Annotated in this window: 19 protein-coding genes; 9 read left to right on the forward strand and 10 right to left on the reverse strand. The window is 65.8% G+C overall.

What is annotated here, in order from left to right; translation table 11 throughout:
- Positions 1-9: 9 nt before the first annotated feature.
- On the forward strand, positions 10-1,338 hold the full coding sequence (aspS, locus tag RHM57_RS15815; RefSeq protein ID WP_198413453.1) for an aspartate--tRNA(Asn) ligase: 1,329 nt from the start codon (positions 10-12) through the stop codon (positions 1,336-1,338).
- A 121-nt stretch (positions 1,339-1,459) separates the two neighbouring features.
- Here aspS and RHM57_RS15820 read toward each other — a convergent pair whose 3' ends face one another.
- The gene (locus RHM57_RS15820; protein ID WP_134448780.1) at positions 1,460-1,756 is read right to left on the reverse strand and encodes a Dabb family protein; all 297 of its coding nucleotides are present in this window, start codon (positions 1,754-1,756) and stop codon (positions 1,460-1,462) included.
- The gene (locus RHM57_RS15825) at positions 1,753-2,022 is read right to left on the reverse strand and encodes a glutaredoxin family protein (RefSeq protein WP_134448779.1); all 270 of its coding nucleotides are present in this window, start codon (positions 2,020-2,022) and stop codon (positions 1,753-1,755) included. The genes RHM57_RS15820 and RHM57_RS15825 overlap by 4 nt, the downstream gene beginning before the upstream one ends.
- A 53-nt stretch (positions 2,023-2,075) precedes the next feature.
- Here RHM57_RS15825 and RHM57_RS15830 point away from each other — a divergent pair, with 53 nt between their 5' ends.
- On the forward strand, positions 2,076-2,813 hold the full coding sequence (locus RHM57_RS15830) for an HAD family hydrolase (RefSeq protein ID WP_134448778.1): 738 nt from the start codon (positions 2,076-2,078) through the stop codon (positions 2,811-2,813).
- A gap of 46 nt (positions 2,814-2,859) precedes the next feature.
- Here RHM57_RS15830 and RHM57_RS15835 read toward each other — a convergent pair whose 3' ends face one another.
- The 3 genes from RHM57_RS15835 to proC all read right to left on the reverse strand — a co-directional run bounded on the left by RHM57_RS15835 (position 2,860) and on the right by proC (position 4,466).
- A complete protein-coding gene (locus tag RHM57_RS15835; RefSeq protein ID WP_003792170.1) occupies positions 2,860-2,958 on the reverse strand; it encodes a 30S ribosomal protein bS22 in 99 nt (32 codons plus the stop codon).
- A gap of 123 nt (positions 2,959-3,081) precedes the next feature.
- Positions 3,082-3,528, reverse strand: a complete 447-nt coding sequence (locus RHM57_RS15840) for an ArsR/SmtB family transcription factor (protein WP_134558651.1) — start codon at positions 3,526-3,528, stop codon at positions 3,082-3,084.
- A gap of 68 nt (positions 3,529-3,596) precedes the next feature.
- Positions 3,597-4,466 (reverse strand): pyrroline-5-carboxylate reductase, encoded by an 870-nt coding sequence (proC, locus tag RHM57_RS15845; protein ID WP_322188619.1) that lies wholly within the window; start codon positions 4,464-4,466, stop codon positions 3,597-3,599.
- 58 nt (positions 4,467-4,524) lie between these two features.
- Here proC and RHM57_RS15850 point away from each other — a divergent pair, with 58 nt between their 5' ends.
- A complete protein-coding gene (locus RHM57_RS15850; protein ID WP_134562045.1) occupies positions 4,525-5,487 on the forward strand; it encodes a cation diffusion facilitator family transporter in 963 nt (320 codons plus the stop codon).
- Complete coding sequence (locus tag RHM57_RS15855) at positions 5,484-6,233, forward strand: glutamine amidotransferase (protein ID WP_134448774.1); 750 nt, start codon at positions 5,484-5,486, stop codon at positions 6,231-6,233. Before RHM57_RS15850 ends, RHM57_RS15855 begins: the two co-directional genes overlap by 4 nt.
- Here RHM57_RS15855 and tadA read toward each other — a convergent pair.
- Positions 6,202-6,681, reverse strand: coding sequence for a tRNA adenosine(34) deaminase TadA (gene tadA, locus RHM57_RS15860; protein ID WP_206750881.1), 480 nt, complete (start codon positions 6,679-6,681; stop codon positions 6,202-6,204). The genes RHM57_RS15855 and tadA overlap by 32 nt on opposite strands.
- A gap of 33 nt (positions 6,682-6,714) precedes the next feature.
- On the opposite strand from tadA, the gene upp reads away from it, so the two are divergent.
- Complete coding sequence (gene upp, locus RHM57_RS15865) at positions 6,715-7,347, forward strand: uracil phosphoribosyltransferase (RefSeq protein ID WP_134448773.1); 633 nt, start codon at positions 6,715-6,717, stop codon at positions 7,345-7,347.
- Between the two features lie 567 nt (positions 7,348-7,914).
- Positions 7,915-8,616, forward strand: coding sequence for a winged helix-turn-helix domain-containing protein (locus RHM57_RS15870; protein ID WP_134448772.1), 702 nt, complete (start codon positions 7,915-7,917; stop codon positions 8,614-8,616).
- 634 nt (positions 8,617-9,250) lie between these two features.
- Here RHM57_RS15870 and RHM57_RS15875 read toward each other — a convergent pair.
- Both RHM57_RS15875 and RHM57_RS15880 read right to left on the reverse strand, forming a co-directional pair.
- Positions 9,251-9,631, reverse strand: coding sequence for a hypothetical protein (locus tag RHM57_RS15875; RefSeq protein ID WP_322188621.1), 381 nt, complete (start codon positions 9,629-9,631; stop codon positions 9,251-9,253).
- A 14-nt stretch (positions 9,632-9,645) separates the two neighbouring features.
- On the reverse strand, positions 9,646-10,236 hold the full coding sequence (locus tag RHM57_RS15880) for an HAD domain-containing protein (RefSeq protein WP_322188623.1): 591 nt from the start codon (positions 10,234-10,236) through the stop codon (positions 9,646-9,648).
- A gap of 89 nt (positions 10,237-10,325) precedes the next feature.
- Here RHM57_RS15880 and RHM57_RS15885 point away from each other — a divergent pair, with 89 nt between their 5' ends.
- The 3 genes from RHM57_RS15885 to RHM57_RS15895 all read left to right on the forward strand — a co-directional run bounded on the left by RHM57_RS15885 (position 10,326) and on the right by RHM57_RS15895 (position 13,152).
- Entirely contained in the window at positions 10,326-10,691 is a 366-nt protein-coding gene (locus tag RHM57_RS15885; protein WP_322188625.1) for a hypothetical protein, read from the forward strand.
- A 101-nt stretch (positions 10,692-10,792) separates the two neighbouring features.
- Complete coding sequence (gene istA / locus RHM57_RS15890; protein ID WP_322188627.1) at positions 10,793-12,385, forward strand: IS21 family transposase; 1,593 nt, start codon at positions 10,793-10,795, stop codon at positions 12,383-12,385.
- On the forward strand, positions 12,382-13,152 hold the full coding sequence (locus tag RHM57_RS15895) for an ATP-binding protein (RefSeq protein WP_322137582.1): 771 nt from the start codon (positions 12,382-12,384) through the stop codon (positions 13,150-13,152). Before istA ends, RHM57_RS15895 begins: the two co-directional genes overlap by 4 nt.
- 318 nt (positions 13,153-13,470) lie before the next feature.
- On the opposite strand, the gene istB is transcribed toward RHM57_RS15895, so the two are convergent.
- Positions 13,471-14,235 carry an IS21-like element helper ATPase IstB gene (gene istB, locus RHM57_RS15900; RefSeq protein ID WP_322135186.1) on the reverse strand — a complete coding sequence of 255 codons (765 nt, stop codon included), beginning with the start codon at positions 14,233-14,235 and terminating at the stop codon, positions 13,471-13,473.
- Positions 14,232-15,353 (reverse strand): Mu transposase domain-containing protein, encoded by a 1,122-nt coding sequence (locus tag RHM57_RS15905; RefSeq protein ID WP_322138562.1) that lies wholly within the window; start codon positions 15,351-15,353, stop codon positions 14,232-14,234. Before RHM57_RS15905 ends, istB begins: the two co-directional genes overlap by 4 nt.
- Between the last annotated feature and the right edge of the window lie 242 nt (positions 15,354-15,595).

The raw sequence follows: 15,595 nt of genomic DNA on the forward strand, positions 1-15,595 counted from the left end.
ACTTATCTGGTGACTTCGCGCGTATTGATCAAGAACCTGGCCGCCCTCTCTAACGGAACCGTGACGGTCTCGGGGTGGGTCGACACGGTCCGCGACCAGAAGAAGGTGCAGTTCGTCGTGCTGCGCGACGAGTCGGGTGCCGTGCAGCTCGTGAACCCCCGCACGACGGATGCCGACGGTGCCGTCGTCGCCGACGAGCCGGCCTCCACGATCTCCACGCTCGCCCAGGGCAGCTTCATCACCGTGACCGGTGAGCTCAAGCACGACGAACGGGTCAAGCTCGGCGGGATCGAGATCAAGCTCGCGACGCTTACGGTCGTCACCGCCGCCATCCCCGAGACGCCGATCGCCGCAGACTCAAGCCTCGACAAGCGCCTCGACTGGCGCTTCCTCGACCTGCGCCAGCCGAAGCAGAACCTGATCTTCCGCATCCAGACCACGTTCGAGCACGCACTCCGCACGTACTGGATCGAACACGACTTCATCGAGTTGCACACCCCGAAGCTGATGGCGAGCGCGAGCGAGTCCCGCGCCGAACTCTTCGAGGTCGAGTACTTCGACACCAAGGCCTACCTCGCGCAGAGCCCGCAGTTCTTCAAGCAGATGGCCCAGTCGGCCGGCTTCGGCAAGGTCTTCGAGGTCGGACCGGCGTTCCGCGCCGACCCGTCGTTCACGAGCCGTCACGCGACGGAGTTCACGAGCGTCGACGCGGAGATCAGCTGGATCGACAGCCACGAAGACGTCATGCAGCTGCACGAGGAGCTCCTCGTCGCCGGCTTCACGGCCGTCAAGGCCAAGCACGGCGAAGAAGTCCTGGCCCTGTTCGGCGTCGAGGTGACGGTTCCCACCCAGCCCTTCCCGCGCATCCCCCTCGCCGAGGCCAAGGAGATCGTCAAGGGTCGCGGCTACGAGGTGCCGCGCGACGACGACGACATGGACCCGGAGGGCGAGCGCCAGATCGCCGCGTACGTGCTGGAGACCTACGGCCACGAGTTCGTGTTCCTGACCGACTACGCCGCGAGCATCCGCCCGTTTTACCACATGCGTCCGGAGAACGACCAGACCATCACCAACAGCTACGACCTGATCTTCAACGGCACCGAGATCTCGACCGGCGCGCAGCGTGAGCACCGCATCGACGTGCTCACCGCCCAGGCGATCGAGAAGGGCCTCGACCCGGAAGAGCTCGGCGGTTACCTCGACTTCTTCCGTTACGGCGTTCCCAGCCACGGCGGCTTCGGCATGGGCCTCGCCCGGGTGCTGATGCTGATGCTGCACCAGGCCAGCATCCGCGAGGTCACCTACCTGTTCCGCGGCCCGACCCGTCTCGAGCCGTAGGCCGCCGGGGTCCAAGCGGCACAACGAAACGCAGGAGCTCCGGCGCCCTGAGGCTCACACCGCCTCAGCAGCCCGGAGCTCCTGCGTTTCGGCGTTTCCGGCCGGCTCAGAACCGCACGGGTCAGAACTGGACGTCGACGGCTGCCTTCTCGGCGGCGACGGAGCGGATGAACGCCGCGGCGGCCTCGTGGGCCGGGTGCACCTGGTAGCGGGCGAGCGCGTCGAGGTCCTCGTAGTCCGCGATCAGCACGACGTCCCAGTTGGGGTTCCCGACGACATCCGTGCCGACCTGCAGGGTGCGGATCTCTGGGACGACGCCGACGAGGGCCTCGAGGCGCTCGACGATGGCGGCCGCATCGGCCGCACGTGCGGCGGGCTCGGTCGCGGCGAGCCGCCACGACACCACGTGCCGGATCATTTCACGGCCAGAAGGGCCGTGCGGAGGCGGTCGGGATCGATCCGCCAGTAGTTGTGCACCGTGCCGTTGATCATCAGCACGGGGATGTCCTCCAGATACAGGTCGCTCAGGGCCGCGTCGTCGAGGATCGAACGCTCTTCGATGGCCATCTCGGGCGCTCCCGGCGTGCCGTCCAGGGTCCTGACGACACCCGTGACGAGCTCACGCGCATCGTCGCACAGGTGACATCCGGGTTTCCCGATCAGGGTGAGCAGTGCAGTAGCCATGCACCCAGCCTAAGCCGGGGACGGCATGGTGACCCAACTAGACTCCAAGGGAGATGTTCCAAGCCACTCCCCCGCGCGCCATCGCGTTCTTCGATGTCGACAACACCCTGATGCGAGGGGCCAGCCTCTATCATCTGGGCGTCGCCGCGTGGCGGGGCGGGATCATCACCCGCAGGGACATCACCTCCTTCGGCTGGAAGCAGGCCCGGTTCCTCGCGGTCGGCGAGAACCGCGATCACCTCTCCACGGTGCTGCTGCGTGCCCTCGAGGTCGCCGTGGGATTCGAACAGGCCGAGCTCATCCGCTTGAGCGAAGAGATCTTCGACACGAAGCTCACCCGCCGGCTCTGGCCGGAGACGGTCGCGGTGGCCAGACGGCACCTCGAGAACAGCCACGAGGTCTGGCTGCTCACCGCGAGCGTTCAGGAGGTCGCCGACGTCATCGCCGAGCGCCTCGGCTTCACGGGCGCGCTCGGAACCGTGCTCGAGGCGGACGACGGCATCTTCACGGGTCGGCTGACCGCCGGGGTCTGTCACGGCGCCCTGAAGTCCGAGGCGGCACGGGCACGCGCCGCGGCGAGCGGCGTCGACCTCGCCGACTGCTGGGCGTACTCGGACTCCCACAACGACATTCCGCTGCTCGACCTCGTCGGCCACCCGGTGGTGGTCAACCCGGACGCTGCGCTCGCGCGGTATGCGGCGGCGCGCGACTGGCCCGTGATGCGGATGAAGCGCGCGAGCATCCGCCGGGCGGCACGCGCGAACCGGGTCCGCACAAGCAAAAAGCGCTAGGCCCGGAAGGACCTAACGCTCACGCTTGGGGACGGGCTAAGCCGTCCTACTTCTTATTGCGACGCTGATGGCGGGTCTTACGAAGCAGCTTGCGGTGCTTCTTCTTCGCCATACGCTTGCGTCGCTTCTTAATTACAGAACCCACACGGACCTCACAAGATTTGATTTCGCCGCGAGATTCGCGACAGACACGAAAGTGCCAGTCTAGCGGATAAGCGCGACGCTCGACGCTCGGTCGGCGGTTGCCGGTCGAGTACTGCTGGTTGTTCTATTCGTTCTTCCGCCATTTGCGCGGTTTAACGTCTTTGACCGCATGCGCGACCTGGAATGAGGTATCGGCGAAGACCTTGCCGATCGCGGTCGCGAACGCCCGCTGTTCTTCCTTGAGGCCCTCGGCCTCTTCGGCTTCCTCCTCCGTTGCGGCATCGAAATCGACGCTCAGGAATGGGATCAGCCAGTCTTCGATCTCCTCCAGGGGGGCATAGTCGAGATGGTAATAACGGTGCTGCCCTGCTTCACGTACGCCGACGAGTCCCGCCTCGCGCAACACCTTGAGGTGCTTGGAGACCGTCGGCTGGCTGAGGCCGAGTTGCACGACGATGTCAGACACGCTGAGCTCGCCGCCGACCGCCCCGGACTGGTTGTATCGCTCGAGGAGAATGCGTAATATTTCGCGTCGAGTCGAGTCCGCCACCACGCCGAAGATGTCTGCCATACCTTTAGGCTAGTCATTCCCACGAAGGGATACTACGGAAGGGCCCGCAACGGCTGTCCGGGACAGGGTCAGTCGGTGGGGGCGGCGAGTTCGCGCGCCCGGGCGAGTGCGGCATCCGTCGCCCGGTCGAAGAGCTCCTTGAGGCCGCCCTTCTCGAGTTCCCAGACCGCGCGCTCGGTGGTGCCGTGCGGGCTCGTGACCTGGCGGCGCAGTTCGCCCGGCGACAGCGGGCTTGCTGCGAGGAGGGTGCTCGCACCGAGGAAGGTGCCGTTGACGAGGATCGCGGCCTCCTCCGCCGTGAACCCCTTGTCGATGGCGGTGCGGGTGAACTCCTCGATCAGGTAGAACACGTATGCCGGGCCGGAGCCGCTGATCGTGCTCAGGGCGTCGAGCTTGTCCTCCGGGACGACGAGCACCGAACCGACGGTGCCGAACAGGGCCCTGGCCAGGTCGAGGTCGGCCGCCGTGGAACGGCTGCCTGCGCTCAGGCCGGTCACGGCCTTGCCGACGAGGGCAGGGGTGTTGGGCATTGATCGGATCACGGCGACGGATGCCGGCAGCAGCGCCTCGAACGTGGCGATCGTCACGCCGGCCGCGACGCTCACCACGAGGGTGCCCGGCGCGAGGGACGACGCGATCTCGCGGAGCAGGTCGGGCACCATCGCCGGCTTCACGGCGACGACGACGATGCGCGCCCCGGTGACCGCTTTGCGGTTGGCGTCCGGATCGAGCGCGGTCGCCCAGGCGGTGACCCCGGGCAGGTCGTGCAGCTCTGCCGCCTTCTCCGCGGTGCGGTTGGTGGCCCGGATGCCGCCCTCGACCGTCACGGCGGGGGTCAGCAGCCCGGTCAGGACGGCACGCGCCATCGATCCGGCTCCGAGGAACGCGATGGTGGGCAGGACGGCGGGGGGCACCGCGGTGGCGGCAGTCTCGGTCATGCAGCCAGTCTACTTTTCGGGGCGTTTCGCAGCCTCGGGGGCCTCCTAGAATTGCTGCATGAGCGCATCTTCGGGGAACAAGGCCATCATCGCTGCACTCGGTGCGAACCTGGGCATCGCCGCGACAAAACTCATCGCCTGGGCGTTCTCCGGTTCGTCGTCGATGCTCGCGGAGGGCGTGCACTCCCTCGCCGACTCCGGCAACCAGCTCCTGTTGCTGCTCGGAGCCCGCAAGTCGCGGAAGGACGCCGACACGGAGCATCCGTTCGGCTACGGGCGCGAACGCTACGTCTACGCCTTCGTCGTCTCGATCATCCTGTTCTCCATCGGCGGCGTCTTCTCGCTCTATGAAGGGGTGCAGAAGCTGCAGGACCCGCACCACCTCGACGTGCCGTGGCTGCCGATCCTCGTGCTGCTCGTGGCGATGGGCCTCGAGTCGTTCTCCCTGCGCACCGCGATCAAGGAGTCGAACCACACCAGGGGCGGCGAGACCTGGGTGCAGTTCATCCGCCACGCCAAGGCCCCCGAGCTGCCCGTCGTGCTGCTCGAAGACGTCGCGGCGCTCAGCGGCCTCGTGCTCGCATTCCTCGGCGTCGGCCTGACCATCGTCACCGGCGACCCGATCTGGGATGCGATCGGGACCATCTGCATCGGTGTGCTCCTCGTGCTCGTCGCGATCGTGCTCGGCATCGAGACGAAGAGCCTCCTCGTCGGCGAGGGCGCCCGACCCACCGACACGGCGACGATCCAGCGCGCGATCCTGAACGGCCCGGAGACACAGCGCATCATCCACATGAAGACGCTCTACCTCGGGCCGGACGAACTGCTCGTGGCCGCGAAGCTCGCGTTCGACGCCGAGCTGCGCTTCTCGGATGTCGCGGCGTCGATCGACGTGATCGAGGAACGCGTGCGGGCGGCGATGCCGAGCGCCCGCGCGATCTATCTCGAGCCCGATGTGTTCCACGACCCGAGCCAGCACGGCCCGCTCACCGACACCATCATCATCCGGGGCCGGGAATGAGCGCAGTGCCTGCCGCGCCGGCGACGGATGCCGCACCGGTCGCTGGGACGCGGACGGCACTCGTGCTGCGCCACGACGCCACCATCCATCTCGGCAACCTCGAGCCCGTGCTCCACGAGCACGGCTATTCCGTGACCTACGTCGAGATCCTCAGCGACGACCTCAGCACGATCGACCCCACCTCCGCCGACCTCGTCGTCGTGCTCGGCGGGGAGATGGGCGCGTATGAGATCGACCGGTTCCCGGCGCTCGCCCGGGAGATCACGATCCTGCAGGACCGGCTCGCCGCCGAGCGCCCGGTGTTCGGCGTGTGCCTCGGCGCGCAGCTGATGGCCAACGCGCTCGGCGCCAGGGTCTACCCCGGGCCGACCAACGAAATCGGCTTCCGCACGGTCGAACCGACGAGCCTCGGCGCCACAGGGCCGCTCCGCCACGTGGCCGGCGTCCCGGTGTTGCAGTGGCACAGCGACACCTTCGACCTTCCGGAGGGCGTGACACGCCTGGCCGGTTCGCCGCAGTACGGCAACGAGGCGTTCGGTATCGGCGACTGGGCGCTCGCGGTGCAGTTCCACCCCGAAGTGACGCCGGCCATGCACGAGGTCTGGCTGCGCGCTTCCGCCGCGGAGGTCACCGCGGCCGGCCTCGACCCGGAAACGCTGCGCGCCGAGCGCGACCTCTACGCCGGGACGATGCAGGATGCGTCCCGCGCGCTGTTCAGCGAATGGCTCGACGGGCTGGATCGCTGAAGAACTCCCGGAGGAGGGCGCCGCACTCCTCGGCGTCGACCTCCGCGTAGACCTCGGCACGATGGTTGAGCCTGCGGTCGCGCAGCACGTCGTACACGGAGCCCGCTGCTCCCGCCTTCTCGTCCCAGGCGCCGAAGACGACGACCGGGATCCGCGCGGCCAGGATCGCGCCGGCGCACATCACGCAGGGCTCGAGCGTGACCACCAGAGTGCAGCCGGTGAGGTGCCAGTCGCCGAGAGCGGCGGCCGCGGCCCGGATGGCGACGATCTCGGCGTGACCGGTCGGGTCCTGCCGTGCCTCCCTGTCGTTGCGGCCGTGGCCGACGACGACACCGGAGGCATCGATTACGACCGCGCCGACCGGGACGTCACCCGTCTCGAGGGCCGCGCGGGCCTCCCGGAGGGCAAGCCGCATCCATTCGCGGTGCTCGCGAGCCTGCTCGCCCATCCGGATACCTCCCCCAGCTAGTAGATTGAGCCTATGCGAGTCCATGTAGCCGACCATCCGCTCATCACCCATAAACTGACGGTTCTGCGGGACAAACGCACCTCCTCACCGCTCTTCCGCTCCCTCGTGGAGGAGCTGATGACGCTCCTCGCCTACGAGGGAACCCGCGGGGTGCGGGTCGAAGACATTACCGTCGAAACCCCGGTCGGGCTGGCCCACGGGGTGCAGATCAGCGACCCGAAGCCGCTCGTCGTGCCGATCCTGCGCGCCGGCCTCGGCATGCTCGAGGGCATGGTCAAGCTGCTGCCGACCGCAGAGGTCGGCTTCCTCGGAATGGCCCGCAACGAGGAAACCCTCCAGCCGACCACGTACGCCGAGCGCCTGCCCGACGACCTCTCCGACCGCCAGTGCTTCGTGCTCGACCCGATGCTCGCCACCGGAGGCTCGCTGATCGCGGCCATCAAGTTCCTCTTCGACCGCGGCGCCGTCGACGTCACCGCCATCTGCATCCTGGCGGCGCCAGAGGGTCTCGCCGCCGTCGAGGCGGCGTTCCCCGGTCGTGAGGTGTCGATCATTCTCGGCGCCGTCGACGAACGCCTCAACGAGCTCGGCTACATCGTTCCCGGACTCGGCGACGCCGGCGACCGTCTGTACGGACTCGTCTAGGGCACAGTCCACCCGTTCCGCCGGTTGCGACCACGCCGGCGGAACACGCAGGTCCTGCGACACACGGGCGTCGCAGCGCAGTACTTTCACGAATCTTTGATGAAGTGCCTTTCCATCGAGGAACATGTGATGAAGTGCCCATCGAGCACGGATCCTCCCGTTCGACCCGACCGGGGCGAACGTGATGCAGCAGGTTTCCTGGCTTCCTGCGTCACAAAGTTGACACACGCCGTAACAGTGGGCTTTACTCACAGTTATGACAACCCCTCACCGCCCCCTGACCTCCCTCGAGGCCCTTGGGAATGCCGGCATGATGATGCCCGGCATGCGCGCCGAGTGTTGCCGAATGTGCCGCTGAATCGCGACATCATCGCCGAGTTCCCCTCTCGCCTCCGAACCCCGCGCAGTAGCACCCCGTGCCTCTGCACTGAGCGGTTCTGAGTCAGTCGGTTGAACTCCCGGAGCCTTTCGTACGCTCCGCACCCGGTCGCAACGGCCATTGTCGAACCCACAACCGCGCAGAGCGCCGGGTTCACCCCAGCATCATCATTCCCAAGGACTCCTGCCATGTCGCTCGCACACATTGACACCGCCCGCTCCATCCACAACGCCCGCCCGGCACTCGCCCTTGCGCCTGCCCCCGCTGCTCCGCGCATCCGCGCCGTGCCGGAGGGCACAGAGGCCCGCGGCTTCGTCCTCTACGTCGGCATCGACGAGGCCAAGGCCGCCGCGGCCGGCACCTCGCTGCACCGCATCGTCGAGGCGCTCAAGGCTCTCACCGAGGAACTCGCCCCGAACGCGGAAACCCACGCCGCCGTGGCGCTCGCGCCGGCAGGTGCCGGCGGTCGCGACGTGGACGTCGTGCGCCTCGCCCTCCAGGACCCGGCCGCCCTGGCCCGCCACCGCACGGTGGCCGACCCGGACCGCGCCGCCGGCGGCGTCGTCGTGGACATCTCCCGCAAGCGCGTCGTGCTCGACAACGAGACCGCGGCGCTGACCTACAAGGAATTCGAACTCCTGCAGTACCTCGTGCTGCGTGAGGGCCGCACCATCGAGCGTGCCGAACTCATCGAAAAGCTCTGGGATGCCGCGGATGAGGACGACGCGCCCAACGAGCGCACCATCGACGTGCACGTGCGCCGCCTGCGCGCCAAGCTCGGCCGTTACGAAGACATCGTGCGCACGGTGCGCGGCGTCGGCTACCGCTTCGACCGTCACGCGGATGTCTCCATCCGCCAGTCGACGACGCCGAGCCCCGACATCTTCTAGGCCTTCTCCCCGGCCGTGCGCGATGCGCGACGAGCGGCGGGTTCATGACGCGGACGGGCCGTTAACGTGATTGAGGGCCGGTCGTAGAGGCTTAACGACCGACCCTCTTCCCTTGCACCAAGAGTGTCCTGCAATCACATTTCGCGTCTTCCGCCACAGCAAACGGTTGACGCACAACGAATATATAACGAACCGGTAACGGAAAGCTAGCTGTGCGGCTGTATTCTTTCTGCGAATTCGCCAAGTGTGAGATTTCAGCGCATTTGGCCAAAGCACATGTCGGTCTGGCCAATGGACAAAGCAGTTGGCTTGTTGGCCAACAAGACGGACTCTGGGGCAATCAACAAGTGAGGATGACGCAGGTTCTTGACCCAGTTGTTAGTGTCCTGATCTTGTTGTCGGTCACTTGTCCGTCATGACGAATCACTGCCCTACAACCTTTCGTCAGAGCAGCAGTCAACCGGCAACTGGATGATTGATCACTTCAGGGGGGGGAGGACGTTCGTTCCACCAATGGAGCGACGGGATGTCGGAGCCATGCTAATAACTGGAGCACAAAGCCTGCACGCCTGCAGTCTCATTCCTGTCGAGAGATGGCCAAATGTCTGTAGGCATCCCTGCGGCTCTGTGCTTTTCAGTGACGCAAGATTTGTGCTTGGCGTGTGGCGCGTTGGACTGCAGTCTCGGTGTCGCCAGACCGCAACCTTTCAATATTGCTAATGCCGTCATAGGGGTCCCTGTTGACGATCCATTGGGCGATGCTCCACTCGCTCAGGGTGCCGCCCAGGGCCTTCAGTACTCTGTCCAAGCATGGGAGGAATTCGCCATCCGGGCCGAATTGGAAGCTTGGGAAGAGCAAGTCACCCTCGAGGGTGCTGACTGTGAGGAGTTTCCCGTCTCGGGCCAAGCCAAGGATGGAGTCTTCCGTGAGGTCGAGCCATTCCTGCAGCCCTGCACAGTCGTAGAACGGTCCGACTGCTTCAACGAGGACCCGCGTCGCCTCTTCTTCATTCATGGTAGGAACTCTACTCAGCGGTCATGTTGGAGGCCACTGATCGTTGACGCTTCTGGTCCCGATTTCAGCGCGTTTAGCCAGGCTCGCATGGCGTGGATGTCATCCGGGCGGAGGCCGACCATGGGGTGCGGGGGGATCATCAGGCTGGGCGTGCCAGATGTGGCATTGAGCACTTTCCAGCCGTGGAGTTCAACCTCGCTGTCGTCCGTCCAGATGAACGGCCCTGCCTGGGCTGCTTGATCTTCGAGGAGGCGTTGAGCTTTCCACCAGCCCCGGGCTTCGCCTGAACTGCGAGGCCCCGGAGTCAGAGGCAGGATCCGACCATTCGCCAGACCGCCCAGTTTGGGGACCAGCAGTCGCCTGACGGCATCGACTTCCACCCAGGTGGTCAGCCAGACGAGTTCAAGCGCGAACTCGGCCCGCAACCTGTCGAGGGCCTCGATCAGAGCAGGTGCCCAGACCACGTCATAAGTCGCGGCTCTGTCGCCGTATTCAACGAAAACTGAAGTAGATGCAGCGGCTCCCCAGGCTGCGTCTGGACGCCCGAATGGGCAGATACACCCGTCTACATCCAGATATAGTCGCGGCGCAATCGTTTCAGGCATCTGGGGCAATGCGACGTCCTCTCTTGCGGGTTCTTTGGCGTCACCAGGGGGCGTTGCCGTGCTTCGCTCGTGATGAGAGCATACGAACTATGACTGACAATCACGCACCCGAGGATTTCGCTGGCGATCCCCTCCCGAGGGATGTGGCATTCCAGGTCTCCGACGCCGCCGTACGGCGCCTGGCGGAGGCCGTGGCCCGACTGGCGAACGATCCCGACTACTTCCTGCAAGCGCTCACGGACATGCTGCTGGCTATGGAGCCTAACTCGCGTGAGGAACTGCCTGAGAACGAAGTGCGCTATCTGATCGAATCGGGCGCGTTCACCGCCGAAACATGGGCCGCGGCATCGAAGTCCGTGAACAGAGGAAATCTGCAACTCCGAATTACGGAGGGATGGCTGCTGAACCTCTGGCGAGTCGCCCTATCGGGTAGCGGTGTTCCGGCGATGCGGTAGCAGGATTCCGGGGACAGGGTAGCGCTCGAAGCGGGTGTGCTGCTCTGCTGTGAAACGACAACACATGGGGTGTTGTCGTTTCACGTTTGGAGTACTGGTTCATGGCGGATTATCGAAAGATCCTGGTGCTGTTGCTGGAGGGGCGCAGCTATCGGGACGTGGTGGAGATCGCGGGGTGCTCTCACCGGGCCGTGGCCCGGGTGAGCCAGGAAATGCAGGCGCGCGGCATCACCGCGGCGGATTCGGTCAGCGACGCCGACCTAGCCGGGTGGTTCCCGGACGGGCGCCGGAAAGTGTCCGAGGAATATGACCAGCCCGACCTGTCTCGGGTGCTGGCGTCGATGAAAGCGAACCGGCACTTCACCCTGTTGTTGGCCTGGCGCCGCTACGTCGACACGAAGGACCTCGGGAAGAAGTATGGCTATTCGCAGTTCTGCGCCCTGTTCACCGACTACGTCCGCAGCCACGACCTAGTCGCGGTGCTGAACCACGAGCCGGGCCGGGCGATGCTGGTGGACTGGGCCGGCGACACCATCGAGCTGGTCGACGCGGTCACCGGTGAGACTACGAAGGCGGTGCTGTTCGTCGCGGTGCTGCCGTTCTCCGGGCTGATGTTCTGCTGCGCGTTCATCGATATGAAGTCGCCGGCCTGGCTCGACGCCCACGTTCAGGCATTCGCATTCTTCGGCGGGGTGCCGCAGATCATCGTGCCGGACAACCCGACGACGGCGACAAACCGGTCCCACCCCGGCGATGCGGAGCGGGTCGTGAACGCCCGCTATCAACAGCTCGCCGACCACTACCAGTGCGCGATCGTCCCCGCCCGAGTGAAGAAGCCCCGGGACAAGGCGTCGGCCGAGAACGCGGTGAACGTCGTCAACAAACGCGTCATCGGGTATCTCGAGGACGATGTCTTCACGACTCTGGCCGAGTTGAACGACGCGATCGTTGAGCGGGTGCGGGAGATCAACCACGATATCCGCCGCGCTGACGGCTCGACCCGGTGGGAGAGGTTCGACGCCGAAGAGAGGAAGCTGCTGGGATCGTTGCCGGACGCGGCATTCGAGGACGTCCAGTGGAAGGAGCTCAAGGCAGGCCGCAACTACCACGTCACCGCCGACACCCAACGGTATTCGGTGCCGTTCGCGTTGGCCGGCAAGCTGTTGCGGGTGAGGCTGACCGCCTCGACGGTGACAGTGTTCGACGGGAACGACATCCTCTGCCAACACCCGCGGTTGACGGGCCGGAAAGGCCAGTACTCGACCCTGCCGGAGCATGTTCCGCCGCAGCACCGCAATATCGACGGGCTGTGGTCCAGGCGGTGGTTCACCGATCGGGCCCGCAGTTTCGGCCCGGCGACGGTCACGGTGATCGAGCAGATCCTCGACAGCCAGGCAATCGAGGCGCAAGGGTATCTGGCCTGCCAGAACATTCTCGACGGGCTCGGCAAGAACAACCGGCAACGGCTGGACGCCGCCTGCCAGGAGCTGCTGAACCGTCACGGGCACCCCACCTACACGACGCTGAAACACCTCATGGCCACGATCGACAGCGACGCGAAGAAACCCAAGCCGTTGATCCCGGCGGCCTCGACCCGCAAGCGCGGCAGCACCGTCGTCTTCCGGGACACCGGACCCGACGTCTATGTTCGCGACGCCTCCCACTACGAGATCGGCGAAGGGACCGGGCGATGACCTTCACGAGCATCGACTACGACAAGTTCCGCGCCCTGCGGGTCACCCATGTTGCGACCCGGCTGGAGGAACTCATCCAGGACGAGGCCAACGACACCCTCACCCCGGAGCAGCTGTTCCTCACCGCCGTCGACGACGCGTTGGAATCCCGGCGGGTGAACAAGGTCGAGCGCCTGATCCGCCAGGCACAGCTTCCGATTCCCGGAGCCACGATTGCGGAAGTCGACTACCGCGACGGGCGCGGCATCACCCCCGTTCGGATGCGCCGCTATGCCACCCATCAGTGGCGGGCGGATTCGACGAACCTGCTCATCATCTCGCCCAGCGGAGGCGGGAAAACCTACCTCGCCTGCGCGCTCGGGATCAGCGCCAGCCAGAGCGAGCACACGGTCGCCTACTTCCGGATGGACGACCTCGCCCGACGGCTCGTCATCGCCCGCGGCAATGGCATCGCGCACCAGAAGCTGCTGAACGAGCTGTCCAACATCGACCTACTCATCATCGATGACTTCCTCACCGTCGGCATCGACAGCGACGCCGCCAGCGACTTGTTCGCGGTGCTCGCGAACCGAGAACACCGGTTGCCGACGATGATCGCCTCACAAACCGGACCCGCGCACTGGGTCGCCGAACTCCCCGACCGGGTCGCGGCGGACTCGATCGTGAACCGCCTCGCGAACCACGCCCGGATCATCAACCTGGGCCAGATCGACATGCGCCGGCACCGCAACGAACAAACCCGCAGCCACGACACCTACTGGGAGTGACACCACAGCGGCCCGGGCAGACAGTCCGGGCCGCTACCACTTCCGCAGAAGAACGCTACCGGGTCGTCAGAACAGCGCTACCCGATGAGGCGACGCGCCACCTCTTCGCGACTATGTCACTGGAGAACGTCACAGGTTTTCTGGGATGGGACAGAGAAGCTGTTCGGAAAGCCGTTGCCGAGGGACACCTGTACGCATTCGAGATCACCGGCCGGCTTCGCTTCCCCACCTGGCAATTCAATGTCGGGTCCCCTGTTAACGCCAACCGAAAATAGGGCCACTTCTGCCAACTGAAAACAGGGCCACTCTCGTGTGGTTCTAGTGTGCCGTAGTCGCGGTGGGTTGGTGTTGCTTGAGCCGGTAGCTGTTGCCTTTGAGGCTGATCACGTCGGCGTGGTGAACGATGCGGTCGATCATCGCGGAGGCGATGGTGAGGTCGCCGAACACGTCGCCCCAGCGGGCGAAGGGCAGGTTGCTCGTCATGATCAGTGAGGCGTGTTCGTAGCGAGATGACACGAGTTGGAAGAACAGGTTCGCGGCGTCCTGGTCGAAGGGGATGTAGCCGACCTCATCGACGATCAGCAGGCTGTAACGGCGCAGCCTGATGAGTTCGGCGGCGAGTTTGCCTCGTGAGTGGGCTTCTTGGAGTCGAGTCACCCAGCCCGTCGCGGTGTCGAAGAGGACCCGGTGGCCGGCTTTGGCGGCCTTGATTCCAATGCCGACGGCGAGGTGTGTTTTCCCGGTTCCGGGAGGCCCGAGGAGGACGACGTTCTTCGCTTCGGTGAGGAACACGCTCGTGCCCAGGTGCGCGATCAGGTTCCGGTCTGCGGAGGGCTGGTGGTCGAAGTTGAAGTCCTCGAGGGTTTTGTGACCCGGGAACCGGGCGGCCTTGATGCGGAGCGCTGCCCCGGAGGCTTCGCGTTCGGAGACCTCTTTGGAGAGCACTGCGGCGAGGTATTCCTCGTGGGACCAGCCCGCGTCGCGGGCCTGGTCGCCCAGGCGCCGGAAGGCTTCGCTGATCCGTGGGGCCCGCAGCGCGCGGGCGTAGTACTCGATCTGCGAGGCCGCTTCCGACCCGGTCATGACGCGACCGCCAACACGGTCGGGGTGGTGTCTAGGTCAACGCTGAAGAGTTCGTCGTAGCGGGCCAGTGAGGCCATCTCGACGACGGCAGTGACCGCGGGCCGGCGGGCGCGTTGGGCTTGGAACTGCGCGCGCAGCTCGGCCGCGCGGAGGACGTGCGCCGGATCGGTCACGGTCAGTTGCCGAGCCCATTTCCGGCGGTGCGCGGCGATGAGGACCCCGTCGTGGTGGACGGTGACGCGTTCCAGGCCCGCTGTCACGTCCACGACCCGGCCGATCATGGTCGGGTCGACGGAGTAGTCGTTGCTGAAAGCGCGAACGTAGTAATCCCGTGGGAGCCGGACGCTATTTCGGAACATCACTTCCGGCGCCAGCGGCGGCAGCCCGCGCATCGCCGCCCGGTCGATGCTGATCAGGTCCTGCGGGCGGCCTCTGCGTGACCGGGAGAGACGGTTGTTCGCGATGGGCAGCCACCCGGCCAACTGCTCATTGAAGTCGTCGGGCGAGGTGAACGCCCGGCCCGACATGAAGCGGCTGCGGAAGAACCGATTCATCCGCTCGACCATGCCCTTGGACTCGGGGTCACGGGCCTTGAGTAGCTTGATCTGGGTGCCGAGCGTACCGGCGAACGCGGCGGCGGGCTCGGTGAGTTTCCCGCGCCCGATGCCGGTCTCGTTGTCCCAGGTCAGCCGGGCGGGAACGGCCTCGGCCTCCTGCAGCAACGACCACATCCCGCCGAGCAGATCCGGCGTCGTCCGAGACGGCAACATGCGGGCCTGGATGAATCCGGAGAACGTCGAAGTCATCACCAGCACCGGCGGCGCAGCAGCCTGGTCATGGCCCAGCGGCAGGTCTTCGTGCGGGAACCAGAGATCACACTGGACCTGGAACCCGGGCGGGTGCACCAGCCGGTCCGCGGGGTCCGGCACCGCGTACTCCGGGCGCAGCTCGGCGATTTTGGCCCGGAACAGCGACGGAGACCCCGACCAGCCCACCCGTTCGGCCGCGGTCGCGGCCGGCATCGTCGGCGTTGCCGCAAGCAACACCCGCACCTGCGACGCAAACGCGTCGAAACTCGACCCGGTCGGCTCGCGCTTATACGTAGGCGACCTATCCACAGCCAACGCCCGATCCACCGTTCCCCGGGACACCCCGGCCAGCCGGGCTATCTCCCGTTTCGAATGCTTGCCCGTCGAATGCAGGTGGCGAATCTCTGCCCAATCATCCAATTTGATCACCTTCCATAATGGTTGGTGGCCCTATTTTCAGTTGGCGTTTCTGGCCCTGTTTTCGGTCGGCGTTAACAGTCCCCGGTGAAACTCCTTCCCGGCCTCACCGAAATCATCCAAGTCATCACCCC

The organism is Cryobacterium sp. 10S3, from assembly GCF_034344045.1.
GTDB classification, from domain to species: Bacteria; Actinomycetota; Actinomycetes; order Actinomycetales; family Microbacteriaceae; genus Cryobacterium; species Cryobacterium glucosi.